General features: G+C 41.4%; 25 protein-coding genes and 5 tRNA genes. All 30 read right to left on the reverse strand.

From position 1 onward, the window contains the following. Positions 1-132 precede the first annotated feature (132 nt). The 30 genes from hpt to purR all read right to left on the reverse strand — a co-directional run bounded on the left by hpt (position 133) and on the right by purR (position 25,724). A complete protein-coding gene (hpt, locus tag LJD61_RS13630; RefSeq protein WP_255228104.1) occupies positions 133-669 on the reverse strand; it encodes a hypoxanthine phosphoribosyltransferase in 537 nt (178 codons plus the stop codon). Next, a complete protein-coding gene (tilS, locus tag LJD61_RS13635) occupies positions 662-2,065 on the reverse strand; it encodes a tRNA lysidine(34) synthetase TilS (RefSeq protein WP_255228105.1) in 1,404 nt (467 codons plus the stop codon). The genes hpt and tilS overlap by 8 nt, the downstream gene beginning before the upstream one ends. A gap of 76 nt (positions 2,066-2,141) precedes the next feature. Then, complete coding sequence (locus tag LJD61_RS13640; protein ID WP_255228106.1) at positions 2,142-3,056, reverse strand: protein kinase domain-containing protein; 915 nt, start codon at positions 3,054-3,056, stop codon at positions 2,142-2,144. Continuing rightward, positions 3,025-3,735: a vWA domain-containing protein gene (locus LJD61_RS13645; RefSeq protein ID WP_255228107.1), complete on the reverse strand. Its 711-nt coding sequence runs from the start codon at positions 3,733-3,735 to the stop codon at positions 3,025-3,027. Before LJD61_RS13645 ends, LJD61_RS13640 begins: the two co-directional genes overlap by 32 nt. A 56-nt stretch (positions 3,736-3,791) precedes the next feature. Continuing rightward, the gene (gene spoIIE, locus LJD61_RS13650; protein WP_255228108.1) at positions 3,792-6,155 is read right to left on the reverse strand and encodes a stage II sporulation protein E; all 2,364 of its coding nucleotides are present in this window, start codon (positions 6,153-6,155) and stop codon (positions 3,792-3,794) included. A gap of 528 nt (positions 6,156-6,683) precedes the next feature. Continuing rightward, positions 6,684-6,911, reverse strand: coding sequence for a DUF1657 domain-containing protein (locus LJD61_RS13655; protein WP_255228109.1), 228 nt, complete (start codon positions 6,909-6,911; stop codon positions 6,684-6,686). Between the two features lie 196 nt (positions 6,912-7,107). Then, positions 7,108-7,566 carry a thioredoxin-dependent thiol peroxidase gene (gene bcp / locus LJD61_RS13660; protein WP_255228110.1) on the reverse strand — a complete coding sequence of 153 codons (459 nt, stop codon included), beginning with the start codon at positions 7,564-7,566 and terminating at the stop codon, positions 7,108-7,110. Positions 7,567-7,711: 145 nt separating this feature from the next. Then, positions 7,712-7,787, reverse strand: a tRNA-Thr gene (locus LJD61_RS13665). A 24-nt stretch (positions 7,788-7,811) separates the two neighbouring features. Next, positions 7,812-7,886, reverse strand: a tRNA-Glu gene (locus LJD61_RS13670). 24 nt (positions 7,887-7,910) lie between these two features. Next, positions 7,911-7,987 (reverse strand) — tRNA-Met (locus tag LJD61_RS13675). A 43-nt stretch (positions 7,988-8,030) separates the two neighbouring features. Continuing rightward, positions 8,031-8,107, reverse strand: a tRNA-Met gene (locus tag LJD61_RS13680). A gap of 8 nt (positions 8,108-8,115) precedes the next feature. Next, a tRNA-Leu gene (locus LJD61_RS13685) sits at positions 8,116-8,204 on the reverse strand. Positions 8,205-8,311: 107 nt separating this feature from the next. Then, positions 8,312-9,232, reverse strand: coding sequence for a Ppx/GppA phosphatase family protein (locus LJD61_RS13690; protein WP_255228111.1), 921 nt, complete (start codon positions 9,230-9,232; stop codon positions 8,312-8,314). 73 nt (positions 9,233-9,305) lie between these two features. Further along, entirely contained in the window at positions 9,306-9,731 is a 426-nt protein-coding gene (locus tag LJD61_RS13695; RefSeq protein ID WP_255228112.1) for a S1 domain-containing RNA-binding protein, read from the reverse strand. 82 nt (positions 9,732-9,813) lie between these two features. After that, a complete protein-coding gene (gene ftsL / locus LJD61_RS13700; RefSeq protein WP_255228113.1) occupies positions 9,814-10,128 on the reverse strand; it encodes a cell division protein FtsL in 315 nt (104 codons plus the stop codon). Positions 10,129-10,149: 21 nt separating this feature from the next. Further along, complete coding sequence (gene yabQ / locus LJD61_RS13705) at positions 10,150-10,683, reverse strand: spore cortex biosynthesis protein YabQ (protein ID WP_255228114.1); 534 nt, start codon at positions 10,681-10,683, stop codon at positions 10,150-10,152. A 30-nt stretch (positions 10,684-10,713) separates the two neighbouring features. Next, on the reverse strand, positions 10,714-11,001 hold the full coding sequence (yabP, locus tag LJD61_RS13710; protein WP_255228115.1) for a sporulation protein YabP: 288 nt from the start codon (positions 10,999-11,001) through the stop codon (positions 10,714-10,716). Positions 11,002-11,074: 73 nt separating this feature from the next. Further along, positions 11,075-11,320 (reverse strand): RNA-binding S4 domain-containing protein, encoded by a 246-nt coding sequence (locus tag LJD61_RS13715; RefSeq protein WP_255228116.1) that lies wholly within the window; start codon positions 11,318-11,320, stop codon positions 11,075-11,077. 401 nt (positions 11,321-11,721) lie between these two features. Continuing rightward, the gene (locus tag LJD61_RS13720) at positions 11,722-11,997 is read right to left on the reverse strand and encodes an HU family DNA-binding protein (protein WP_255228117.1); all 276 of its coding nucleotides are present in this window, start codon (positions 11,995-11,997) and stop codon (positions 11,722-11,724) included. Between the two features lie 80 nt (positions 11,998-12,077). Further along, positions 12,078-13,556 carry a bifunctional methyltransferase/pyrophosphohydrolase YabN gene (gene yabN / locus LJD61_RS13725; protein ID WP_408615505.1) on the reverse strand — a complete coding sequence of 493 codons (1,479 nt, stop codon included), beginning with the start codon at positions 13,554-13,556 and terminating at the stop codon, positions 12,078-12,080. A gap of 60 nt (positions 13,557-13,616) precedes the next feature. Continuing rightward, positions 13,617-15,218: a putative polysaccharide biosynthesis protein gene (locus LJD61_RS13730; protein WP_255228118.1), complete on the reverse strand. Its 1,602-nt coding sequence runs from the start codon at positions 15,216-15,218 to the stop codon at positions 13,617-13,619. Positions 15,219-15,410: 192 nt separating this feature from the next. After that, positions 15,411-15,968 (reverse strand): stage V sporulation protein T, encoded by a 558-nt coding sequence (spoVT, locus tag LJD61_RS13735; RefSeq protein ID WP_255228119.1) that lies wholly within the window; start codon positions 15,966-15,968, stop codon positions 15,411-15,413. Between the two features lie 104 nt (positions 15,969-16,072). After that, the gene (locus LJD61_RS13740) at positions 16,073-17,038 is read right to left on the reverse strand and encodes a peptidylprolyl isomerase (RefSeq protein WP_255228120.1); all 966 of its coding nucleotides are present in this window, start codon (positions 17,036-17,038) and stop codon (positions 16,073-16,075) included. A 1-nt stretch (position 17,039) separates the two neighbouring features. Further along, positions 17,040-20,573 carry a transcription-repair coupling factor gene (mfd, locus tag LJD61_RS13745; RefSeq protein WP_255228121.1) on the reverse strand — a complete coding sequence of 1,178 codons (3,534 nt, stop codon included), beginning with the start codon at positions 20,571-20,573 and terminating at the stop codon, positions 17,040-17,042. After that, positions 20,566-21,126 carry an aminoacyl-tRNA hydrolase gene (pth, locus tag LJD61_RS13750; RefSeq protein WP_255228122.1) on the reverse strand — a complete coding sequence of 187 codons (561 nt, stop codon included), beginning with the start codon at positions 21,124-21,126 and terminating at the stop codon, positions 20,566-20,568. Before pth ends, mfd begins: the two co-directional genes overlap by 8 nt. A gap of 198 nt (positions 21,127-21,324) precedes the next feature. Continuing rightward, positions 21,325-22,272: a ribose-phosphate diphosphokinase gene (locus tag LJD61_RS13755; protein ID WP_255228123.1), complete on the reverse strand. Its 948-nt coding sequence runs from the start codon at positions 22,270-22,272 to the stop codon at positions 21,325-21,327. A 20-nt stretch (positions 22,273-22,292) separates the two neighbouring features. Further along, positions 22,293-23,657: a bifunctional UDP-N-acetylglucosamine diphosphorylase/glucosamine-1-phosphate N-acetyltransferase GlmU gene (glmU, locus tag LJD61_RS13760; protein WP_255228188.1), complete on the reverse strand. Its 1,365-nt coding sequence runs from the start codon at positions 23,655-23,657 to the stop codon at positions 22,293-22,295. 364 nt (positions 23,658-24,021) lie between these two features. Next, positions 24,022-24,390, reverse strand: a complete 369-nt coding sequence (locus LJD61_RS13765) for a hypothetical protein (RefSeq protein ID WP_255228124.1) — start codon at positions 24,388-24,390, stop codon at positions 24,022-24,024. A 138-nt stretch (positions 24,391-24,528) separates the two neighbouring features. Beyond that, positions 24,529-24,792 (reverse strand): septation regulator SpoVG, encoded by a 264-nt coding sequence (gene spoVG, locus LJD61_RS13770; RefSeq protein ID WP_255228125.1) that lies wholly within the window; start codon positions 24,790-24,792, stop codon positions 24,529-24,531. A gap of 113 nt (positions 24,793-24,905) precedes the next feature. Continuing rightward, complete coding sequence (gene purR / locus LJD61_RS13775) at positions 24,906-25,724, reverse strand: pur operon repressor (protein WP_255228126.1); 819 nt, start codon at positions 25,722-25,724, stop codon at positions 24,906-24,908. Positions 25,725-25,891 lie beyond the last annotated feature (167 nt).

The following is a 25,891-nucleotide window of genomic DNA, read 5'->3' on the forward strand; positions in this document are numbered from 1 at the left end:
TAAATCAACATGTTGTGCCAGCCTATTCTGTTTGCCGTGCTGCAGGTTAATTTGCAGCAAGCTGCCACAACAGATTAAACTATATTCTTAAGACAACAAAATAATTTTATCATATTGAACCATAATTTACAATTAAGAATATACCTCCGGTTTTAGAACGCAAACGAAGGGTAAATTCCTGTAAAGCTCTGCATAGTCCAGGCCATATCCGACGACAAACTCATCGGGTATGTGGAAGCCCACATATTCCAGATCAACCTCTGCCTTTCTCCTGTCCGGTTTCTCCAAAAGAGTGCATATCTTTACGCTGCTGGCATTCCTGGATTTGAGGTATTCAACCAGATAACTCAATGTAAGTCCCGTATCCACAATATCCTCAACGATCAGTATATCCTTGCCTGCTATATCCTTTTCCAGATCCTTTACGATCCTTACGACACCGGAGGACTTTGTAGATGAACCGTAGCTGGAAACAACCATAAAATCCATAGTAAGAGGTAAATTTATCTCTCTTATCAGATCGGATAAAAATACTATGCACCCTTTGAGTATTCCTATAACCATAAGATCTTTATCCTTATAATCCTTTGTAATAAGCTGCCCTAATTCCTTTACTTTTTCTTTGATTTCGTCCTGGCTTATAAGTATCTTTAATATATCGTTATTCATCATAGGTCCCCCTCATCATATTAATCATAATTGCTTCTTTTGTATTCTTTGTGATCTTATACTTATCGCTCAATCTCTTTCCTAATATCCAAACGACTTCTTTACCGTCGGCGATGAGAAAAATATTGTCCCGCTCTTCCTTCGGTATCTTTTCATCAATAAAGTATTCCTTCAATTTTTTTGTGCCTTTCAGGCCTATAGGAGAAAAAACATCTCCCTCCAAACGGTTTCTCAAAACCAGTTCTTGCTTTATCTTGGCCTTATCGATATAGGCCTTATGCTTATTATCTTTCTTCAGATCGGCTATCTGGGATGCATCTATACTCCTCAAGCTTATCGTAAAATCGAGAAATTCAGCAATATTGTCCGCATCGTTTTCAAGCTTCAAATAATACTTATAGCTTTCATTGTCTCTATCAAATTTCAATATCAGCTTATCATAGGATATGTAAGCTTTGATATTATTAGGCAGTATGACAGCAGCTCCGGTGCTTTTGCCCAGTAAGTCCACCACTCCTTCGATATTCTTATACTCTATACCCTTTAGGCTTCCTAAGAGCTCTTCTATGCCTATCCTTATGACCCTGCGCATAAGGGCGGGATGAATATTGCTCAATTTGTTGATATTATATTCTATACTATTTTCACCTGTAATTGCAATCTCTAAAAATGTAATTTTAGCCTCTTTATGCAAAAAATCATTTTCTATTGCAACAATATCCGAAAGCCTGTGCAAGGTGCTCATTATGCTTGCATTAAAATTCTTTTCTATATAGGGTATGAGCTCCAGCCTGATCTTATTTCTCCCATATATAGGCTCCAGATTTGTCTTGTCTATTCTTGGCTTCAGGCCTTTTTCTTCGCAATAGGCCTCAATTTCATCTCTGCTCACGTTTATAAGAGGCCTTATGATCTCTCCCCTGGATGCTTCGATCCCTTTTAAGCCCTCTATGCCGCTTCCTCTGAATAAATTCATCAGAACCGTTTCCGCATTATCGTTCATATTGTGGGCTACGGCTATTTTGCCGGCTTTTACCTGCTCTGCGACATCGCTGAAAAGCTTGTATCTTATTTCCCTTCCCGCTTCCTCCGAGGATAATCCCCTTTCCTTTGCATAGGCAGAAACATTAAAAACCTGGACAAAGACCTCAACATCCCATTCTTTGCATATATCCTTCACATATTGAGCATCATCATCCGCATCCTTGCCTCTGAATTGATGATTGAGATGTGCCGCATATATCTTTAAACCCCAGGATTCCCTAAGTCCCAAAAGCACATGAAGGAGGCACAGAGAATCCGGCCCTCCTGACAATCCGACAACAACGGAATCCCTGGGGCTCAGCATGTTATATTTCCTTATCGTCTCTTCTGCGACCAAAGTCAAATCTCTCATGCAATATCAACTCCCTTTTTCATGGCTATTGATCATTTTTTAGTTTATTCTACAACCGGGCAGATTATCCTCTTTTCTAGAATAGAGAAATGGGAGTCAGAGCTTTCAAATTTACAAGCACAACTCCCAACAAAAAAATTAATATGGCTATGATGGAATCTAACAAAGCATTAAGCTTAATGCTTTGTTTCTTCACGGAAATATCCACATTCACAAGCTTCTCATAAAACAGCCTGCAATTTTTTATCTCACCCTTCAGAGCCTTCTCAATCAACTCTGCAAGTGCTTCAGGGGTATTATTTTTCACTAAAGCCCTCCTGATGGACAATATATTGTTCTTGTCCGGCCGAAGCTTGTACCCGAGAATGAGTGTCATAAGCAAGACCGCAGCGCTGAATACCTGATAAGCCGCATCGGCGGTCCTGTCTCCCATCTTCCAGGAGTACCTGTCATACAAGGGGGTATATTCCTTTATAATACCCCCCATCGGCGTTAAGCTTCCGAAATCCACGAAGCGTATGAAAAGATTTCGGCTGTCCACCATTATATTCTCATGCTTTAAATCTGAGTAAATCAATCCTTCCTCATTAATATCCTCAATAATGCGGAGTATTATTATAAAAATTTCTAATTTCAGCTTCAGAGGCAAATCACTCTTCATGACTTTGGACAGGTCATATCCATCAATATATTCCATTGCAAAAAAGTGATATGCTTCACCATGGGTTTCAAAATCATCAAGCTCATAAACCATGGGTAAATAATTCTTGCCCTCACATTTCTTCATATTATCATATTCCCTGGTGATGCTCAACATGGATCTGCTGATTTTAAGAGCAACCAATCCTCTTTTTTCATGCGCCGCAAGATATATTTCCCCGACACCTCCATTGCCTATGAGCCTGATGATTTTATATTTGCTTTTATACCAGCGGCCGGTTATCTCCTTGTTTATGATATTATACATAATGAGCTTGGGCAGGAGCTTCATCTTCCAGCATCAGTTCCATGGCGGACAAAATGGCAGGTCCTGTAGGAGTCCCTCCACCGGCCTTTAAAAGCTTCAGCCCTTCCTTCAGAACCGATATTTCAGATGTAAATTCACAGGCTATACCGGCTGATTGGCTGTTTTCTCCCGGGTACGAAATCAAAGCTACCTTACTCACACCTCTGCGGTGGCTCAATGCCTCCATCAAATCAATAATACAGCTTTTAGCCAGCTCCAGCTTGTTGGTCATGCTCTTGCTGGTGTCCAGCACTATGGCATAAAGCAAATCAACTCTCTCTCCGTAGTTTTCTATGAATTCCACAACCTTCATCCTGGATTTCGGTTCAATATTCGTCATATCCTGACCTATGATAGTCTTTAATTGCTTGCTCACAATGCATTCCAGGGTATGGTTTACGGTTTTTTGAGTCATAGCCTGGAGAGTCATGCTCAAATTCCGGGGATAACAATAATCGCTGAGTCCTCCCCCTGCTTTGGATATGGCTTCTACCTCCATAACATCCTTCTCATCTCTGCCTTCGCCATCGATTATGCCTATCGCACTCACCGTGATACCCGACGCTTTGGCTTTGGCTGCCGCTTCCACCGGGTTTATGCCTATGTTTGACCTTCCGTCTGTAATGATGATCATCTGTCTTATGATTCCGCAATCTCCATCCATAATAAAACCTCCTTTTTCTGTACTTATTGCCAAAAAAGGAGGTTTATATTCACATTCTATGCGGATTTCCAGAGCTTCGCTACCAATACGGTCATATCATCGGTCCTTTGGCCCTTGGATTTCTGTAGACAGTTCTCCATTATGATATCCGCCATTTTTTTTGGGTTTCTGGTATCAATATTATATATCATATCCCCCAGCCATTTTTCCTTGTCCAAATCCTTATCATTGGCTTCCAGCACCCCGTCTGTGATCATGACTACAAAATCTCCATCGCCGATCTTCCTCCTGTTGAATTCTACATCTATCTTATCCAGTATGCCGGCAGGCAGAGAGCTGTTCTTGATTATGTCCACATGATCCTTGTACTTTATAAAGGTTGATACGGCTCCTACCTTTAAAAACTCCACCTCTCCATTGTATTGGTTTATTATGATCATATCGACGGTGGCGTAATTCTCATCATCGGATTTTATCAGCAGAAGCGAATTCACGGCTTCCAGGGCTGTATTCTGATCATAGCCTGCGATCAAAAACCTCTCGAGCAGATTAAGGGTCATCCCGCTTTCCATGGCTGCTCTGGGTCCGCTGCCCATTCCGTCGCTCAATATCATAAAAAACTTTCCATCCTTAAGCTCCATCATGGAATAATTATCTCCCGATACGGAAGAAGAATTCTTTTGCATCCTGGCAATGCCTGTGGCAATACAATACTTATGAGCTTCCCTTAATCTCAGGGTGCATGTGTCCCTCCCCGAAAGGGCACAGGCTGCATCATATTTGACAAAATGCTTGCCTGTGATATTTCTTATCTCAGGGAGAAGCTTGTTCATGCACTCCTTTTTCCCCCTGCAATTTTTGTGCCTTATATCTATTTCAGTGCTGTACTTGTCGACGACTACGGTCACATCGTCAAGGCCTATGCCCAGCTTATCCATATGTACGGCAATCTCTTCCTCCAGTTCTTTATCAAACTCCAGATTTGCATTGAATTTATTGGCCAGCCCGCTGATGAGCTTTGAGGTCTCTTGCATTTGACGGCTCAATGCATGCCGGCTGCTATCCACCTTCTTTTTCCATGCAATGGTATGTCTGTATATATCGTAATGGTATTTAAGCCTGCTCCACACTTTTTCAGGAAATAAGCATTTATTTATGATCTTTATATCCTTATCTCTCTCATCATAATTGCCGCTTTCTATTCCGGACAAAGCATCGAACATTTTTTGATAGGTGCCATAGAACTCCTTTTTCCAGCAGGTATTATACATACCGCAGCCGTGACATACATCCCTTACCACCTTTTCCAGGATCTCCGCCGCATCCAATTGAGAGAAATATTCCTTTCCTCCGAGACCGGCACTCATGGAAACAGACAGCTCTCTGAATACTTGGGATATCTCGGACAGCCTCTCTACAGTATAGTCCTTTACTCTGCTCTCTTCTCCTTTTTTCCTGGAAGAAGCGGCAGTATATCCCCATTTATGAGAAAATAATTTTTCTATCTTCTTATCAGGGATAAGCATGAATATCAAAGCAGCAGCCAAGATTTCTTCAAGCCTTATGAGGACCTCCGTCGAACCGTTTATATAGAAGGTCATGACGGCATTCCCAAGGATAAATCCCAGCACCGACATGAACCGCCCATAAGGCTTGAAGGCGGCTGCCAAAACTCCGCAAATTCCGTATACTCCGATTGCAGAAGGGTATATATCACCGGACAGGGCTTGCAAAACTCCGAAAACAGTGCCCGATGCAGCTCCGGTCCCTATATTGCCGAAATGGGACAGCAGCAGGATTATTGATATGGATATGATGTTTTTAACCGACAGCTGCCAGATATGTACTGAGGCTCCCAAAAAAGCCGAGGTTATGAGCAATGAAGCAGAGATTATCTCCTCAGCAGATATTTTAGTCCTTTTTTTTATGTTGATGAAAAAGGATACAGACTTGTCATAAATATTTATCAATGCGCACATCATGACGGATTCTATGATTATCATGAGCATGTCATAGAGATAATAATCTTTTATATAAAAAATAAAAATGCCTGCAGCCAGATTGGCCAATGGAGCAAATATGCTGAAAAACATTTTCTTATTAAGACTTGTCCTCTTTATGATCAAATAAAAAATGAGCAGTACAAAGACCAGGATAATGTTTTTGAGCAAAAGTTCGGGACTATTGAGGCTGAATGAACCTGCAAGGATGCTGGTGCATATGACATAGGGACTCACACCGTTTATCATGGACGCACATAATAAAGCCATTGAGAAAGGATTTAAGAAATCCAGTATAACTATCCTCCCCATAAAAAATCCAAAAAAAGCCCCGCCGGCAATCAGCATAAAACCACTGCTCTGTGCAATAGCCCTCAGCTTGGGTATCGCTTTCTTCCCGGGAGCAATCAGATCTACCAATATACCCACCACCTGTTATTTATTAAATCAAGCTTTTGTGCCAACCGCTTCAATTTTATGATGCTGCAAATACTATGAAGTCTTTATTTTTAATCCTGTAAAGTTTATATTACCAAAAGTTGGCTGAAATATTTGTCAAGTTAGGTTTGGGCGGGAAAAAATATTTGTGACAAGTTAAACAACGAAATGACATAATCTATAAAAAATACGCAGTATTTTTTATGCCGCTGGTCTCTGGTATTAGGGGATTCCTTTGGGGTCATAGGTTACGGGGAACACGGATTTACACGGAATCTTCCACTACAATGGCTATAAAACCCTGCTTTATTGTTATCCTGAAGGAGGAACGACTGAAGGATCTTTTCGCGTTGGGAAAGATTCTTCGCTTACGCTCAGAATGACTGCAACGCTGGGCTTTTACGACATTTTATAAAAATCCTGATCTGTTTTCTCGTGAAAAATTCCGTGTATTTCAGTGGTTTCCGTCCCCTCATCCCTTCTGTCGCATTTTCTTACATATGCGCCGGATTACTCGAGGGGCTGTTGATTTTGCTGCTGCTGATTCAGGCTGTTGCTGCTGTTCAGGTAGTTCAGGCGGTTGTTCAGATACATCAGATGCTTATCCATATCTACCTTCATTTCCTCATATTTTTGTTTTGCGGTCTGATCTTCAGTAGACTCGGCCGACATTGAATAAGTGCCCTTTGCAGCCTCTGCTGATGCTATGGCTTTCTTTAAATCGCTTTGCACTGTCATTTTCAATTCACCTCATTTTAAAATTGATTTCATTAGATATTCTGCTTATTTAGCAAATTAATATGTAGAACATTTTTTGATTTTTTATGAATAAAATGCATTTTATTAAAAAAAGTCTTTAAAGTTCTTTCAATGTGGGATTTCCCATGCATAATAAAAAATATCGCAAAACTTGCGATATTTTTTATTGAATCTTCTATTTTACGAGAAATTCTAAAATTTCTGCCGCATTGGTATCAGGCTTTGCTTTCGGAAAAATCTTCATAACCTTTCCGTCTTCATCGATTATATAAGTTGAGCGCACTACGCCCATGCTTGTTTTGCCATACATTTTTTTCTCCTGCCATACACCATATGCCTGAATTGCCTTGAGCTCCGGGTCCGATAGCAGAATAAAAGGCAACTCATATTTGGCTACAAAGTTCTGGTGGGATTTTTCACTGTCCTTGCTTATGCCTATGATCACAATATCATTGCTATTGAAGCTGTCATGTGCAGCTTTAAAAGCTTGAGCCTGGCGTGAGCATCCGGGAGTATTATCCTTAGGATAAAAATACACGACCACCTTTTTGCCTCGAAAATCAGAAAGGCTTACGGCATTGCCATCCTTGTCATTCAATGTAAAATCAGGCGCTTTTTCTCCAATCTGCAACATAGCTTTATCTCCCTTACTTCTTTATTAGCAATATTATGGCATTTTTTATACCATACTTCAAGATCATGAATCAAAAGAAATCTATACTTCCCTATGAATTACAAAAAGCCTGCAAAGTTATTTGCTTTGCAAGCTTTGTTTCAAATGGAGCTGGTGGACGGAATTGAACCCCCGACCTGCTGATTACAAGTCAGCTGCTCTACCTGCTGAGCTACACCAGCGTATTTAAACCATTATAAGCTTTATGGTGACCCATGGGGGAATCGAACCCCCGTTACCGCCGTGAGAGGGCGATGTCTTGACCGCTTGACCAATGGGCCATATCTTCATGCTTCAAAAATAAATGGTAGCGGCGATTGGATTTGAACCAATGACCGTTCGGGTATGAACCGAATGCTCTAGCCAACTGAGCTACGCCGCCGTTATCTGATTGTAATGCATCATGACAATCATCTTTTAAATTTTGGTTGCGGGGGAGGGATTTGAACCCACGACCTCCGGGTTATGAGCCCGACGAGCTACCGGACTGCTCTACCCCGCGATAAATACTGGTGCCGGAGACCGGAATCGAACCGGTACGGTCTTTTAGGACCGCAGGATTTTAAGTCCTGTGCGTCTGCCAGTTCCGCCACTCCGGCCAGCTGCTCGGCTATCACCGTACAGCGACAAATATAATTATATATGTTTTATCCCCAATCGTCAACAACAATTTTATGAAATATAAAAAAATCCTGGATTGGAAGCCCTAAAAAACTCCGCTGTATTTTATTACCATGCCTTCTAGATTATCATTTTCGCTTATGATGATCTCCTCAGCATTCAGCTTTTCCATAATATATTTTGTTATAAAAATACCTGCAGGTATGATATCGGCTCTTTCTTTCTGCAAGCCTTTTACAACATATCTTTCTTTAACCGTCATAGCCTTCAAGTTTTCAAAAATTTTGTTTAAAAATTCTCTTGCTAATATAGTATTGTGAACTATCTCCCAATCATATACTTTCATTTGATGGAAAATCGAGGCTGCAGTTGTCGCAGTACCGCCAATAGCCACTATTCTGCCTATTTTCTTGTTTTCCAAAAAAGATAAAGCATCCCCAAACAAAAGATCCAGGTTTTCTTCCAGGGCATTTATATCTGATTGATGGATCGGATTTGTTTTGATAAACTTTTCTGTCATCCTTACGGCTCCTGCATTGATGCTGGCAGAATAAAGGATATTATCACCCTCGCCCAGCACCAGTTCGGTGCTTCCGCCTCCCACGTCCACAACAAGAAGGCTTTCATCCTTCCTGAGACCATAGGATGCTCCAAACATGCCTATCGCTGCTTCCTCTTCTCCATCTAAAACTTTTATGATCAAACCGGTTTCATTTTTCACCTTTTCCAGGAAATCTTTTCTGTTATCTGCATCTCTTATAGCGCTGGTAGCAACTATTGTGATTCTTTCCGCTCCAAAGTCTTCCGCTTTTTTCATAAAATATTTGATCGCTTCAATGTTTTTCTGCATTGCTTTTTCGGTAAGCAATCTTGAATGTCCCATATCTTTGCCTATCCTGGTCGTAATAACTTCTTTAGTCTTTCGCTTGAAATTACCTCCTACAACCTCACATAGCATCAATCTGATAGAATTAGTCCCCAAATCTATTGCGGCAATTTTACTCATATGAATCTCCTTTATGTTAGTTTTTAAAAACAATACTGTCAGCATAACTGACAGTATTATTGATTATATAATTTTATCTCTGGGCGATGTCTCCCTTGCGGCTATAACCGCCGCTTCTCTTTGACTCTCTATTCTTCATAAATTCCTGAAGCCTTTCCTCGCTCTCCTTCATGAATTTTGAAAGCCTATCCTCAAAGCTTCCGCTTTGGTTTTTCTTAAATTCTTGCTGCCAGTCTATTTCAGCAGGCTTTGTGGACTTTTTAATGGTTTGGGCCTGCTTGATCGACAAATTTATCTTTCCGTCTCGGTCTATGTTTAATACCTTCACTCTGACCGCTTGTTTTTCCTTTAGATAGCTGTTTATATCTTTTATATACGTATCAGCAATCTCTGAAATGTGGACCAGTCCGGTTTTCCCCCCCGATAGTTGAACAAAAGCGCCAAATTTGGTTATGTTGGCTACAATTCCATCAACTATCATACCTTCCTCTATAGGCATACTGAAAAAATTCCTCCTTTAATTTGCAATGGGTGATAATTAAAAATAATTTCCAGAAGATATTAGAAAAAAATTACTATAACTAATTACCCCCTTCTTGCAAATTGACATCAGACGAGGACTGATCAACATATACTCTCTCATCGGGCTTAACCAATCCAAGCTGCTCTCGGGCTGCTTTCTCGATATACTCCTTTGTTGAGGTATCTTTCAGCATGTCCTGCAGCTTTTGATTCTCTTTTTGGGCTGCTTGAATCTTGCCGGATATCTCCTGCTGAGATTTTTTCAGCCTGTATATGGTGACTTGCTGGCTGGCAATGGTGAAGGCAGCATAAAGAATAAATATAAACACAAAAAAATTAGTCCATATTATTTTCTTTTTTCTTTTACTCTTCATAATGCTTATCCTCCAAAATTTCTATAGCCGTTTTTCATCCTCTTTATGATTATCCCTTTTAATTATCAGTTTATAATATTTCTTCGCATCTCTCAATAGTTTTTTAGGCAATAATGCTTTTTTCTTAGTTTTTATTATTTTTGTTTTCAAATATTCCCTTATTATAGAAAAAGGGCGTACAATAAAATACCATAAAAACCTTAAAGGCAAAATTATCAGACGGCTCCCTCTTTTTACTGCAGCTCTTATGGATTGAAGTATATAGGAAAATAACGCTACTGCTATTTTGCTGATTATTCTTTCATATAAAAAGAAACCGACGACGAAGCCTATAAAGACATAAATCCTCAAATCGCCATAATTGCTGGAGAATATGGCCCATACTGCTATCATAAGGGTCATCAGCAAAAACAATATATCCCAAAGGGAAGTGATCAACCCTTTTGTTCTGTGGACACCCTTGATCGCCCTGTACATATCATACGCTAGTCCGATTATTATCCCGCCGTATACAGTAATAGAAAAAACGTAAACTTGAAAATGTACTGTCTCCATAGGAAAACCTCCATTACTGCAGCGTACTTTTTATTTGAAGAGACTCTTAAAAAACCCTCTTTCGTTCTTGTATGCTCCCTTTGATTCATATGCTATCGAGTGTACAAGGCCTTTGATCGACACATTTCCATCATTGACATCCAGACTGCTGATGCGCAAATCCTCGCCCTTTATTACAAGCTCTCCCATTTGTGTGCTCACAATCACATTGCTTTCATCAAAGCTGCCTACATCCGTAACTCCGCTTATATTAAGCTTTTCCCTGCTTTCAAGAGTGATATTATGGTGTTTAGCTTTTATGCCTTTAATATCTTCCATATATAGACCTCCCGCACCTGCTAAAATAGAGAACTTTATTCATTTATATGCGCGATCAACCATAATATGTGTCTTAACCTTCCAAAATCCTGTACATTTCCTTGGCTTCATCCTTGGCTGCTTTTTCGTTTATGCTCAGGACTTCCGCTCTTATCCTCCTGTCTCCGAATACAATCTCAATTATATCTCCTATCTTTACCTCCGCTCCGGGCTTTGATATCTTTCCGTTGAGATATATCTTATCTCCCTCGCAGGCTTCCTTGGCGACAGTCCTCCTCTTTATCAATCTTGATACTTTAAGAAATTTATCCAATCTCATATATTCTCCTCCTTAGAATAGAACTCAGAGCTCAGGGTGAATGTATTCCTTTTGGGTCTTATTAGTTGTGCTGACTGATAAAAGAGTGCATTGTGAAAGGGCTTAGAGTTTGTTAGCGAAGTATAGGAAAAGTTGCGTCAACTGTTTGAGTCTATATGCTGTTAAATAAGAAAATCTTATAGCCTACTTAAGACTTAACAGCAATGACAAACGCTCTGTGCGAGTTTTGACGCAACCCTATACAAGCTTACAAACTCTTAGTCCTGAAGCTTTCGCAATCGTTATCAGTCAACACAATAGATGCATCAATGAGTTATTGCAGTAAAGCAAAGTCAAGTCTCATTCTACAAAAAAATCAGGTCATAGACCTGATTTTGCTCTGCGTATGTAATTAAGCGCTTTTACTTGTTGACAGAATCTTTAAGATCCTTGCCTGGTTTGAATAATGGAGCTTTTGAAGCCGGTATCTTTATTTCTTCTTTTGTTCTTGGGTTTCTGCCTACTCTGGCAGCTCTTTGCTTAACTTCGAATGTACCAAAACCTACCAACTGCACTTTGTCACCTTTTGCAAGTGATTCTTGTACAGTATCCATGAATGCTTTTAGAGCCTTTTCAGTATCCTTTTTTGTCAATTCGCATTTTTCAGCCATGCTGGCAATAAGTTCAGCTTTGTTCATTAAATAACCCTCCTATTATTTTGTTCATGAGTACTATAAGCATATTCTCTATTTCTGGCAAAAATCCTTCTTTTTTATGATTAGTTTTTATCAGTTTTAGTAAAATTATGTGTTTTTGCCTTATTCCACAACAAATCCATCTCTTCCAACGTCATTTCTTCCATTTTTTTACCTTGAGTCATGGCAATTTCTTCGATATAGCTGAATCTGAGAATGAATTTATTTATGGTCTTTGTTAAAGCGAGCTCAGGTTGCATTTTAAGAAATCTTGCCACATTTACCACTGCAAAAAGCAAATCACCAATTTCTTCTTCTATTTTGTCTTTTTTTGCAGTTTTATATACCTCTTTTAATTCCAAAACTTCTTCATCAACCTTTGCCATTGCTCCATCCACATCAGGCCAGTCAAATCCTGTCAAAGCAGCTTTTTCCTGGACCTTCCAGCTTCTGGTCAAAGAAGGCATTGCCTTTGGAATAGCTTTCAGAGTATCAGTATAGGTATCCATGCCTTTTTCGTTTCTTTTTGCTGCTTCCCAGCTCTCTAAGGCACCGCTTTCATCATTGGCCTCGACCTGGCCAAATACATGGGGATGTCTCGAAATCAGTTTGTCTGCTAAAAACGTGATAACATCATGGATGTGAAACTCACCGGCCTCCTTCCCAATCTGACAATGAAATACTACTTGGAGAAGCACGTCCCCCAATTCTTCAATCAATTGATCTATATCGTCGCTTTCTATTGCGTCGATAACTTCATAGCATTCTTCCAAAAGGTAAGGCTTCAGGCTGTTATGGTTTTGTTTTCTGTCCCAGGGGCAGCCTTTGTCTCCTCGGAGATATTCCATAAGGTTTATCAAATCATCCATGCTTTTAAACCTTTTGTTCTCTTCCGCAGGGGGTATGTAGATGCTCGTGAGATAATCCACCCATTCTATGGAATCCAATTGATGAAGTTCAATCCATTCCATTTTTTCCTGTTCTTCGACACCTGCTGCTTTTATTATACATACTTTTTGCTCATCTTTATAATGGTCCATTAGTATCAATTTTACTTCCGAACAGACTAATTTGCTGTAAACCTGGGTGATAAGATTGCCGCAATTCATATCCGGCTTCTGCTTATCCAGCCTCAAGGCGTCAATAATCTTTAAGCCGGAGGAAATATCTATCTTCAATGCGGCAGTCACCGCATCTATAAAGCTCATGGCGCTTTCTACAGCTACATCTACCTTTCCCTTTGCTTTTGCAAGGATCATCTCCACGCTTTTTTCCGCAGCCAGAGGATGTCCCGGTACTGCATATACTACATTATTGCCCTCTAATGCAATATTTATAACCCTATCGCATATGGTTTCATATACTTCCTCAAAAGTATCCGCCGAATCATAAACATCATCGCAGGTAGAAAACTTTATTCCCATGCCGGATATCTTATCTACCAAAGGATGCTTTTCCGTTCTCAGTATCAGTATCTCCGCATTTTTTATTATATTCTCCGCCTTAAGGGTGAGGCTCTCATAGTCTCCCGGTCCCAGTCCTATTATTGTTATTTTTCCTATAGTAATCGCCTCCTAATTCAGATATCAGAAGCTAGGGTATTCCTCATTCCTAACTCATATTTATAGCAGCCCTTTTTTCTTCAGCATCCTGGCAAGTTTTTTGCCTCCCGGGGCTGTATCAAGCTCTTCTTCAGTGATCCCCCTTATGACTACCAGCACTATCACATATGCCAATGCCGCCAGGGATATGCTGACCAAGGTTGGAACATACTTGCTCTCTATAGAGGCATGCAGCAGCTTATAGCTGAAATATGCGACAAGGGTCATCGCTATGGATGCAATAGCTGGTTTTGCGGTTATCGATATAATTCCCAAACCCTTTTTCTGATACTTCCTCAAGGCATTAAGGTTCAGCACTGTTGCCACAGCATATCCCAATACCGTGCCAATGGCGGCTCCGTTTATATTCAAAGCAGGCATGGAAGTGAGCACATAGCTTACTACGGCCTTTACCGAAGCCCCTGCCACCATATTGGTGACAGGTATTTTTTCCTTTCCCATTCCCTGCAGTATGCCTGTCATGGTCTGCACCAAGGTAAGGAAGATTACTGCAGGCGATACATACATCAGTGCTATACCAAGACTCGCGCCTTCATTGGGGTAGAACATCCTCATTATAGGCCCTGCCAGTATAAAAAGCCCCATTGCAGCAGGCAATCCTAAAATCAAGCTCATCTTTAAAGCCAGCCTGGATTTTCGCCTTACCGAGTCCATATCATTCTTTGCCATGGATTCTGATATGGATGGCACAAGGCTTGCCGCCAATGATATGGTAAATACCTGAGGCAGGTTTATGAAGGAGGTTGCCATGCCCTTGAGCTGCCCAAAAAGCTTTGTAGCCACCATTTGATCAAAGCCGGCAGCCTGAAGCCTATCCATTACAATAAAAGTATCGAGAAGGCTCATTATGGGCATGATGCTTCCGCCTATCATGATAGGCAAAGAAAATTTAATTATTCTATTGATTATGCTGCCGGTGGATTCGGTTCCTCTGCCTTTGAAGCGTGCAAGTTCTGCCTTTATCGCCCTTTTCTTTTTTGCATATATTATGTAAAGAGTAAAAAAGCTTACCAATCCCCCGATGGTAGTTCCAAAAATAGCACCGGCTGCCGATGCCATATAACCTTTGGGGAGAAGCATATAGGCCAGTAAGAAGCCTACCAGCACCCTGCTTATCTGCTCCGTTACCTGGGATACGGCGCTGGGCGCCATGTTCTGCATGCCCTGGAAGTATCCTCTGAAGGCACCGCTTATAGAAACCGTAAATATGGCCGGCGAAACTGCCAGAACCGCCAGGTAGGAACCTGGATTTTTAAAAGCTTGTGAGAAAGCTTCTGCGTTGAAAAACAATATGACGGATAGAGCAAGCCCAATGACGGCCAGAAGCGCCATAGCCACTCTGAATATCTTATGGGCTTCATCATTTCTCCCCACTTCCAGCCTTTCGGATACCAACTTGGATATGGCCGTAGGTATGGCATACGAGGAAAAAGTGAGCATGAGGATATAAAGGTCATAGGCGGTCTGATGATAGGCCAGACCTTCTGAGGTAATTATCTGCCCCAGCGGAATCCTATATATAGCTCCCAATACTTTGGATATGATTCCTGCTATGGTGAGTATTAATGCGCCCTTTACAAAAGAATGTTTGTTATTTTCCATGATTGACCCCCAAGTCTGCAATGTTGAACAGCATTATAAGCTCAGCAGCACTTATATATGTCAGCTGCGAGCTGCCGGACAAATACATTTTATCACATCTATTAGTTAAAATATACATTCAATAACCTTATTAGAACCCTTTGCGCTAATAAAAGAAAAAATGATGGCAGCCTCTTTTGCTGCCATCTTGATCTATTGTTCCATCTGTTTTCCTAAGAAGCTAGCTGCGGTTTCAGCAATCTTTTTCTCCAGATCGCTCATCCTTACATTTGACTCCTTGCTGAGCAGTATAACCGAACCAATAGGATCTCCTTCTGCTACGATAGGTACTATAACACCTGAAGTATATTTGGGCGGGCCCTCTTCTTCTGCTGTTATATTTATCATTTTATTGCCATTTGTACCATCCAGCATTATGGCCATCTTGTCTTCGATAATTTTATCCACAGACTGGCTTATTTTTTTCTCCAAAAGTTCTTTCTTGGAGGCTCCTGCTACCGCAATTATTGTATCGCGGTCACTTATACATGCAATATGCTCCAATGAGCTATGTAGCGATTCTGCATATTCTTTTGCAAAATCACTCAGTTCCCCTATTGGAGAGTACTTCTTCAGGATGACTTCTCCCTCTCGGTCTGTGAAAATCTCAAGAGGATCGCCTTCCCTAATGCGAAGGGTTCTTCTTATTTCCTTAGGTATGACGACTCTTCCAAGATCATCTATACGCCTTACAATTCCAGTTGCTTTCACGCTTTCCCCTCCTTTTGCGATTTTTTTTGACAACTGTGTCTGTAATCCTTAGTATTTTACGGAGGTTAAGCTTTTATACACATATTTGCAAATTTGCCCATATCCTACAGATTTTTCGGAAATTTTTCTATTTTGGCCTTGCTTTTCATTTCCTCTAAGGAGGTGCTGTAATTTTGGTTTTTCTTATCGGTTATCAGGGTATTCTTCAATTCGTCCTTGACATCTTCAAATTTATCTATGGTTTTATCTTCAACCTTTATTATATGATAGCCATAATCGCTCTTTACCAAGTCGCTGACTTCACCCGGTTTTAGTGCAAAAGCCGCCTGCTCAAAGGGCTCTACCATCTCTCCATGTCTGAAATAGCCCAAACTGCCGCTGTTTTCCTTGGCACTCGGATCTGTTGAGAATTCCTTTGCCAATGCATTGAAATCCTCGCCGGCCTTGACCCTTTCCAGTATCTTCTTGGCTTCTTCTTCAGTATCCAGCAGTATATGGCTTGCCTTAACCTTATAAAACAGGTTCATATGGCTGTTGTAATAGTCTGCCAGCTCAGTATCAGTGATTTCTACACTCTGAGTGAGCTTTTCCTTCATCTTGTTTATCATCAGATCTTTTTTAAGATTATCCTTAAAATAAGCTTCTTCCATCTTCAAGGTTGTTAAAAATTCAATATACTTCTCATCAGAGTTGAAGAGCTTCTTCCATTTATCCACTTCCGCATTCACTTCTTCATCAGATACGGTTATGCCTAATTCGTTGGCCTTGCGAAGCTGTACCCGGTCGCCTATCATCTGGTCCAGCACCTGCTCCTTGGCCAGATCGATATATTTCTTTCCTTCATACTCTTTATCCCATATGCTTGGATCCTGATTCAGTTCTACCTGAGTCTTAAATATTTCAAATATCTTATCAAACTCTGCCTTGGTGATATTATCTCCGTCCACCGTAGCCACAATAGTTTTGTCCGCATCCTGGGGCTTTACCTTTACCATGCCGCAGCCCGAAGCTGCAAAGACCATGAATGCAACAATCACAGCCGTGACTCCTAATAGTTTTTTGTGGTTCATATTAATTTACTCTCCTCTCAAGTTCGGTATAATTCTCATTGTATGCAGCTAAATTCTCCAAAAAGTCGGAAATAGATTTCAAGTGCTTATCGACATTGCCTTTTCCCAATTTTAAAGTAAAGTAGGGTTGCTCACTAGCCATAAAAGACAGCCTGTTTCCGTACTCATTCATAAGCTTAACGGCAGCCTCAGCTTTAATGTATTTGTCGCTCTTAAACTTTAACAGCACGCCTTCCGGCTTCTGTGATACAAAAATTATTCCCAGCTTAGAAGCCAAGAACTTTATAAAGGATATCCTCATCAGATTTCTCACGGAATCCGGTATATCCCCGAATCTATCTTCTATTTCCTCCTCAATATCATATAAGGAGTCTACCCCGTTGATGGAGGCGATCTTCTGATAGATTTCAATCTTCTGATTCTCATCCTCTATATAGGATAAGGGTATATAGGCCTCTATATCAAATTCAACAGTTGTCTCAATCGTGTCCCTAAGCGGCCTTCCGGTAAGTGCTCTCACCGTATCTTCGAGAAGCTTGGTATAGAGATCATAGCCTATGGATTCCATATGTCCATGCTGTTCTCTTCCCAGAAGATTTCCTGCACCCCTTATCTCCAGATCCCTCATGGCAATTTTGAAGCCGGAGCCGAATTCGGTAAACTCCTTTATAGCCTGAAGCCTCTTTTCTGCTACTTCCGTCAGCACCTTATCCCTTTGATAGGTAAGGTATGCATATGCCAATCTATTGGATCTCCCTACTCTTCCTCTTAACTGATACAATTGGGACAATCCCATCTTGTCTGCATCATATACGATGATGGTATTTACATTGGGTATATCGAGACCTGTTTCGATTATGGTAGTACATAAAAGCAGGTCATACTCTCCATTATAAAAGTCCAGCATAGTATTTTCAAGAAGTCTTTCATCCATCTGCCCGTGTGCTGCCGCTATCCTGGCTTCAGGGACCAATGCTCTCAGCCTTTCAGCCATTTTGCCGATAGTCCTTACCCTGTTATATAAAAAGTAAATCTGCCCTCCTCGGTTTATCTCTCTCAGGATGGCATCCCTTACTATTTCATCATTGTATTCCATTACATAGGTTTGCACCGGATATCTCTCTTCCGGAGGCTCTTCTATAACGCTTATGTCTCTGATGCCGATCAAAGACATATGAAGTGTCCTGGGTATAGGTGTGGCAGTGAGGGTCAAGACATCTACATTCTGGCGCATCTTCTTGATCTTTTCCTTATGAGCGACTCCGAATCTCTGCTCCTCATCCACTATGAGAAGCCCCAGATCCTTAAATACTACGTCCTCCTGCAGCAGCCTATGGGTCCCTATGACAAGATCCACAGCCCCGATCCTCAGGGCTTCAAGGGTCTGCTTCTGCTCTTTTAGCCCCCTGAACCTGGACAGCATATCCACACGTATGGGAAAGCTGCCAAACCTTTGATTGCATGTATTAAAATGCTGCTGTGCCAATATGGTGGTAGGCACCAGTATAGCAACCTGCTTTCCATCCATGATGCATTTGAAGGCTGCTCTTAAAGCCACCTCCGTCTTGCCATAGCCTACGTCCCCGCATAAAAGCCTATCCATGGCTTTATCTGTCTCCATATCCTTTTTTATTTCCTCTATGCAGCTCAGCTGATCAGGTGTTTCCTGATAAGGAAAAGCATCTTCAAACTCTTTTTGCCATTTTCCATCCCTGGAAAAGGTGAAGCCTTTCATCTGCTGCCTCTCCGCATAGAGCTTCAGCAGTTCGTCAGCCATGCCCTCTATGGCTTTCTTGGCTCTTGCCTTCGTTTTGGCCCATTCCACTCCGGAGAGTCTATTTATCTTGGGAGCTTTATCTCCTCCGATATATTTCTGTATGAGATCAAATTGGTCTGTCGGTATATAAAGCTTATCATTGCCGTAATACCTTATATGCAGATAATCTCTTATCACGTTATTGACTTTGAGCCTCTCTATACCCATATATTGTCCTATGCCATGGTTTTCATGGACCACATAATCGCCGACCTTCAGGTCGCTGAAGAACTTTACGGCGCTTCCCTTTTTCTTGGGGGCCTTTCTCTTTCCTCCTCCGAAAACCTCCATATCAGTGATCACTGCATACTTTATGGAAGGAAACTCAAAGCCTCCGCTGAGATTTCCCGGAATGACAACGATATGGCCCTCCTGCAGCTCAAAGCCCAGGCTGTCCTGATACAAGGCCTCTATCCCATCATCTCTCAGGGTCTCTACTATCCTCTCTCCCCTGTCCTTGTTTCCCGATAGAATAAGTATTTTGTATCTCCTGCTCCTGAGCAGCTTTATTTCATCTATGAGCAGGTTTATTTTCCCGTGAAAGGGCTGCATGGAGCGGCAAATAAAGCTGATGGTCCTCTGGGGTTTAAAATCCGCTGTGCTTTTCAGCAAGGCATTAAAGCACAATATCTGCTTATTCTTTATCTTGAGCAGGATATCATCGTAGGTCAGCAATGCATTGAGCTGCCCCGGCAGCAGCTCTCCTTCTTCCAGGAGGCTCTTGAAATGTTCTTCATATTCCAGCCTTATATTGTCGAACCTTTGTCTCACCCGGTTAGGCTCATCCACCACAACCATGAAATCGGACAGATAATCGGTGATGCATAAATCCTTTTCATAAAAGAATGCAGAGTACCTGTCTATGCCTCTAAAGTATATATTATTTCTGATTTTCTCTATATCTTCTGTTATTTTATCCTTAAGCTTTTCTCCCAGGCCTTTCTTTTTGGCTGAAGCTTCATAGAGCTTCAGCCTCTTATTCAGTTCGCTCTCTATCATTTCTGCGGCACCGGCAAAATCCCCGGCCTTCAATAACATTTCCCTCATAGGTGATAATTGAACAGAATCCAGCTTCTTTACGGATCGCTGAGTTCCCGTATCAAAGTATCTTATAGAGTCAATTTCATCATCAAAGAGTTCAATTCTCACTGGATAGTCTTCCGTAGGGCCGTAAAAATCGATAATTCCGCCTCTGACGGAAAACTGTCCCCGGCCTTCTATCATATCCACTCTTTCATAGCCGGAGGTGGCAAAAAAATCGGTGAAGTCCTCTACAGGCATTTGTTCTCCTACTTTTACCTGCACAAATTTAGAGTAGAAATAATCCGGCTCAGGCATTTTGTTCAGCAAGGCTTCCACAGACGCGCACAATACCACTCTCTCGCCCTTGCCCAGCTTATTCAAGGCTTTGAGCCTGTTTATGGCAATCTCATTGCTCCTGGCGTCTATCTTATGAAAGATCATCTCAGCAGTAGGCAGCAGCACCGCCGCATCCTGATCGAAGAAAGAAACATCCTCATAAATCTTTCTGGCCAAAATATCATTATGCGTTATGACCAGAACCGATCTGTCAAAGGCCTTGCTCACCAAAGCAGCCATCATTGATTTTTGGGCATCAGAAATTCCGTGAACCTCAATTGTTTTAGTCTTTTCACGGAGAGATTGGATCAAATATTTATATTCTTCCAGTGATTGTAGAGGTGATAGAACATTATCCATTGAATTTGTTCATTGCTGCCGCAATGCCTTTCAAAACTATTTCTTGTGCTGCATCCGCTGCCTTTTCGACTGCCTCTGCCATAATAGGTATCTCTTCCTTTGTGAACTTTCCCGTCACATAATCAGCCAGATCCATGTACTCGGGCTGTTTTCCTATACCTATTCTTATCCTTGGAAAGTCATCTCTATTCAATAAATATATAATTGATTTCATACCATTATGCGAGCCGGAGCTTCCTTTGGGCCTTATGCGCAAAACGCCGGGTGAAAGATCTATATCGTCATAGATCACGATAAGATTCTCACTGGACAGCTTGTAGAAGCCAACCACATCCATGATGCTTTCGCCGCTTAAATTCATATAGGTCTGGGGTTTTACAAGCACGACCTTTTCAGCTCCTATATAGCCTTCGCCTACCAGAGCCTTATGCCTTATCTTATTAACATTTATATTCAATTGACGGGACAAATAATCTACAGCAATAAAGCCAATATTATGCCTCGTATCCGCATATTTTGCCCCCGGATTGCCTAATCCTGCTATTACAAACATATTACCCTCCAAAAATTGAACGAAACTTCATTCAGGGGGGGTCGGAAATCCTCTCTGAATGTTAGTTGAGTCCATACTGGACTTAACCCGCCCTTTGATACCAGCATCTTAATAGAAGCGGTATATTTAGGGCGGGTTAGTCTAGTGCTCAAGGCAACAGACATCATGTTGTGCCCATTGCCTATGAGTTGTCCATCTTTAATCAAAAAGCTTGCTTACTGAAAGTCCTTCATAAATTCTGTGAATCGCTTCTGCAAACAGAGGTGCAACCGATAAAACCTTTATCTTGCCGTCGGCCCTGTCAGAAGGAAGGGGAATAGTATCGGTAACGATCAATTCCTTGATGACAGAATCATTTATCCTCTCAAAAGCAGGTCCCGACAGCACCGGGTGAGTGCAAGCCACGTAGACTTCTTTGGCGCCCATATCCGTCAAAACCTTGGCAGCGTTGGAAATAGAGCCTCCGGTATCTACCATATCGTCTATCATAATGCAATTTTTGCCGTTTATATCTCCTATGACATTCATCACCTCGGCCACATTTGCCCTGGGCCTTCTCTTGTCAACGATTGCCAAAGGAGCATTGAGTCTGGAAGCAAGGCCCCTTGCCCTTGTAACCCCGCCTACATCAGGAGATACGACTACAACATCCTGCAAATTCTTATCCAGAAAGTAATTGGCGATTATAGGCATGGCATAAAGATTATCCACTGGAATGTTGAAGAATCCTTGTATCTGAGGAGCGTGCAGATCCATAGTAAGCACCCTGTCTGCCCCTGCAGTAGTTATTAGATCGGCTACCAGCTTAGCGGTGATAGGCTCTCTCGGCTTTGATTTTCTATCCTGCCTCGCATAAGCATAAAAAGGTATTACCGCTGTGATCCTTCCTGCCGATGCTCTCTTCAAAGCATCGATCATGATCAAAAGCTCCATCAGATTATTGTTAACGGGAGCACTGGTTGATTGAACAACAAATACATCCGCTCCTCTTACAGATTCATTGATGTTCACAGATATTTCGCCGTTGCTGAAGGTCCCTACCTGGGAATCACCTGCAGGAACCCCTACTATATCTGCAATTTGTTTTGTAAGCTCCTTATTAGCATTACAGTGGAAAATTTTTATACACTCACCATGTGCTATCATTTTATTAAAACCCTCCTAGTTTATTCTTCCTCTTTTATGAGGCCTTTTCTTCTGACCCAGCCTTCTATATTTTCCTGTCTCGCCCTGCCAATGGCAAGGCTTTCTTCCGGTACGCTCCTGGTCACGGTCGTACCTGCTGCCACATATGAGTTCTTGCCCACGACCACAGGCGCCACCAGATTTACATTGCAGCCTACAAAGCTGTTGTCCTCAACCTTAGTTCTGTGTTTTTTCTTCCCATCATAATTCACAAATACTACTCCGCAGCCTAAATTCACTCCGCTGCCCACATCTCCGTCACCGACATAGGTAAGATGAGATGCCTTTGAATGATCTCCGAAGTTGGAATTTTTCATTTCAACAAAATCGCCGACCTTGGCATGCTTGCCTATCACATTTCCCGGCCTCAGATAAGCAAAAGGACCTACCGTAGTGCCTTCTCCTATGCGGCTCTCCAGCACCACAGAATTTTGTATATGGGCTCCTTTGCCTACATGGCTGTCCGATATGGTGGTATAAGGACCTATTATTGCATCTTCTTCTATATATGCAGACCCTTTTAACATGCATCCCGGCAATATGGTAACGTCTCTTTCGATCTTTACCCCTGCCTCAATATAAGTATTGGCAGCATCAATGATCGTCACTCCGCTGAGCATATGTTTTTCCAGAATTCTTTTTGTCATAATAGAAGCTGCCTGGTATAACTGTAATCTATTATTAACACCCATTATCTCTTCCGGATCTTCAATCTTAAAAGCCCTCACATTAAGATTTTTCTCATTTAAAATCTTTATTGCATCCGTAAGATAGTATTCCTTCTGATCATTGTCATTTTTGAGCCCTTTCAAAGCTTCCTTGAGAGAAGGGCCGTCAAACAAGTATATGCCCGAATTGATCTCCCTTATCTTCTTTTGCTCAGAATCCGCATCCCTCTCCTCGACAATGGAAATAACCTTGCCCTCGGCGTCCCGTATGATCCTCCCGTAATTATAAGGGTCCTCGAAGTCGGCAGTCAAAACCGTAGCATGGCAGTTCCCCTGCTTATGAGCCCTATACATCCTGCTTATGGTTTCCGAAGTCAAAAGAGGAGTATCTCCGCATAGAACCAGAACATCCCCGGATGCGATAAAGCTTTCTGCCTGCATCACAGCATGGCCTGTGCCCAATTGCTGCTCCTGATATGCAAATTTGACCCCGGCCAGCTTATCCCGGACTTCTGCAGCTCCATGGCCTACTACGACTACCGTCTCAGATGCCCCTGCTCCCCTGGCGCAGTCGGCAACATGCTCAACCATGGCTTTGCCGCAAAGCTCGTGCAAAACCTTGGGCCTCTTGGAATACATCCTTTTACCCTCTCCTGCCGCCAGTATGACTGCCAGCATATAGGATGTGCTACTCAAATTACCACCCTCTATTATACAATTTTTTTCATTATTTTCACTCTATATTCTAGCATAATATTTTTAGTATTAACAGTAATATAATCATTCCCTTTTCTTGCTAAAAAAATACTGTAATACCAATAGCATCCATGTATAGCTACGTATAGTATATAAAAATTGATGACACTAATTCGCTGGGCCTAAGAAAATCCTACGCTTTTCTAAGGCTCAACTCATAAGTGTCATTGACAATTTTTATATAAGCATACTTAATCCATACACGGATGCTATTTTACTGTGGTAAATCCGTGTTCTCCATACTTCAAGACCCAAAAGGAATACCCAAAAACCTGAGTTCTGAGTCCTAAGTCCTCTTGTAATATGGATGCGGACACCATCCGCAACTTCCCTTTTTCTTCTTTTTATCGTAGTAATCTTCCTTGTCGTCGCTGCTGTCATCGCTGTCATCGTCATCTTCATACCAATCTTTCATATCCCAATCGGCCTGATGCCCCTTATGCTTCATTTTTGGTTCTTCCATATACATGGGTTCTTCCATCTGCATAGGCTCTTCCATCATATGCATCATAGGGCACATCATCCCCTGGCTGATCATAGGGCACTGCATCATGGGACATTGCATCATATGCATATTCATTGGGTGCATTCTCATATCGTCCATATCCATATCCGGCATATAATCTTCCGGATCGTAATATTTTTTATCTGACATCATATTACCTCCCAATATATTTATACCAATATTATATATATATTCATCGGAAGTAAAATATGATACAAAGCCGATTACAAATGCAAAAAGTCCCTCCCATATAAATGGAATAGGACTTTAATGGCAAGCACTGATTGATCATTCCGCATCCTTGACTTTTTCATATTCCTCAAGTATTGCAGATTGTATCTTTTCTCTGGTCGAAGAATTTATGGGATGCGCTATATCCTTAAACTCTCCGTCCGGCGTTTTTCTGCTTGGCATAGCTATGAAAAGACCTTCCTGACCCTCTATAACCTTAATGTCATGAACTACAAATTCGTTGTCGAAGGTAACAGATACGACCGCTTTCATCTTGCCTTCAGCATTCACCTTTCTTATTCTTACGTCAGTTATGTTCATACTGCTCACCACCTTCCCGTCCAAATGCTTTGTCAGCTGATAGATAATTTATTCGCCATGTTTTTGATTTTTCCTTCTTTTTGCTTGGAATTTTCTGAAAATAAGTATAATTCTTAACTAAATAGCATATCTTTATAGATATTTATTAATCCTTTGTGCTCATCGACCTCTCCTACCTCCAAAAGAGAAATATAATCCTGAACCATCTTCTCCTTTGGTTCAATCGTCTTCATCAGGACTCCTATTCCGCATACTTCCGCTTTTATTTCTTTCATCAAATCCAAAATCCCTTTGGCAGTTCCGCCGGCTTTCATAAAATCATCTATTATCAATACCTTTTTCCCCTCAGGTATGGCCCTTTTAGATACGAACATGGTTTGAATCCTCTTGGTGGAGCCTGATACATAGTTTATGCTGACGGTAGATCCCTCCGTAACCCGGTTTTCCCTCCTCAGTATCACCAAAGGTACATTCAATGCCCTGGCAGTCATATTAGCCAATGTGATGCCCTTTGTCTCAATTGTTACTACATATTCGACCCCGCTGTTCATAAAATGTGTGGCGAATATCTCTCCGACCTTTGCAGAGACTCTCGGATCATAGATCACATCAGACATATATATATAGTTTCCGGGAATGATGCGCTTCGGGTCTCTTAGCTTTTCACACAACTCATCCAAAAATCCTATCGCATCGCCATTCTCCACATATGGCCTGTACTTAACCCCACCGGCTGCACCGGATATAGTCTCTATCTGCCCTAAGGATATTTGCTCAACAATTTTTTTTGCTGCTGCGATATCCTCACTGATGGTGGATTTTGCCGCAGTGAACAATTCACTGAAGTAATTCAAGGAAAATAAATTGTTGGGGTTATCGCTCAGTATCTTTATAAGACCTGCAACTCTCTCATTCCTTTTGAACTTTTCCATGTGCTTCCTCCCCTAAAATACGAATATTATTACCAGTATCGCATTTTTTATTCACTTCTATTTTTTTTGCAGAAATCCTTCTTTAATCGCAAATATTTGTTGAACGTAACATGCGGTAAGCATAATATGTTATAATTTTTATGATATATTTTTATATACAAGCAAAT

The organism is Lutispora saccharofermentans, from assembly GCF_024363565.1.
Classification (GTDB): Bacteria; Bacillota; Clostridia; order Lutisporales; family Lutisporaceae; genus Lutispora; species Lutispora saccharofermentans.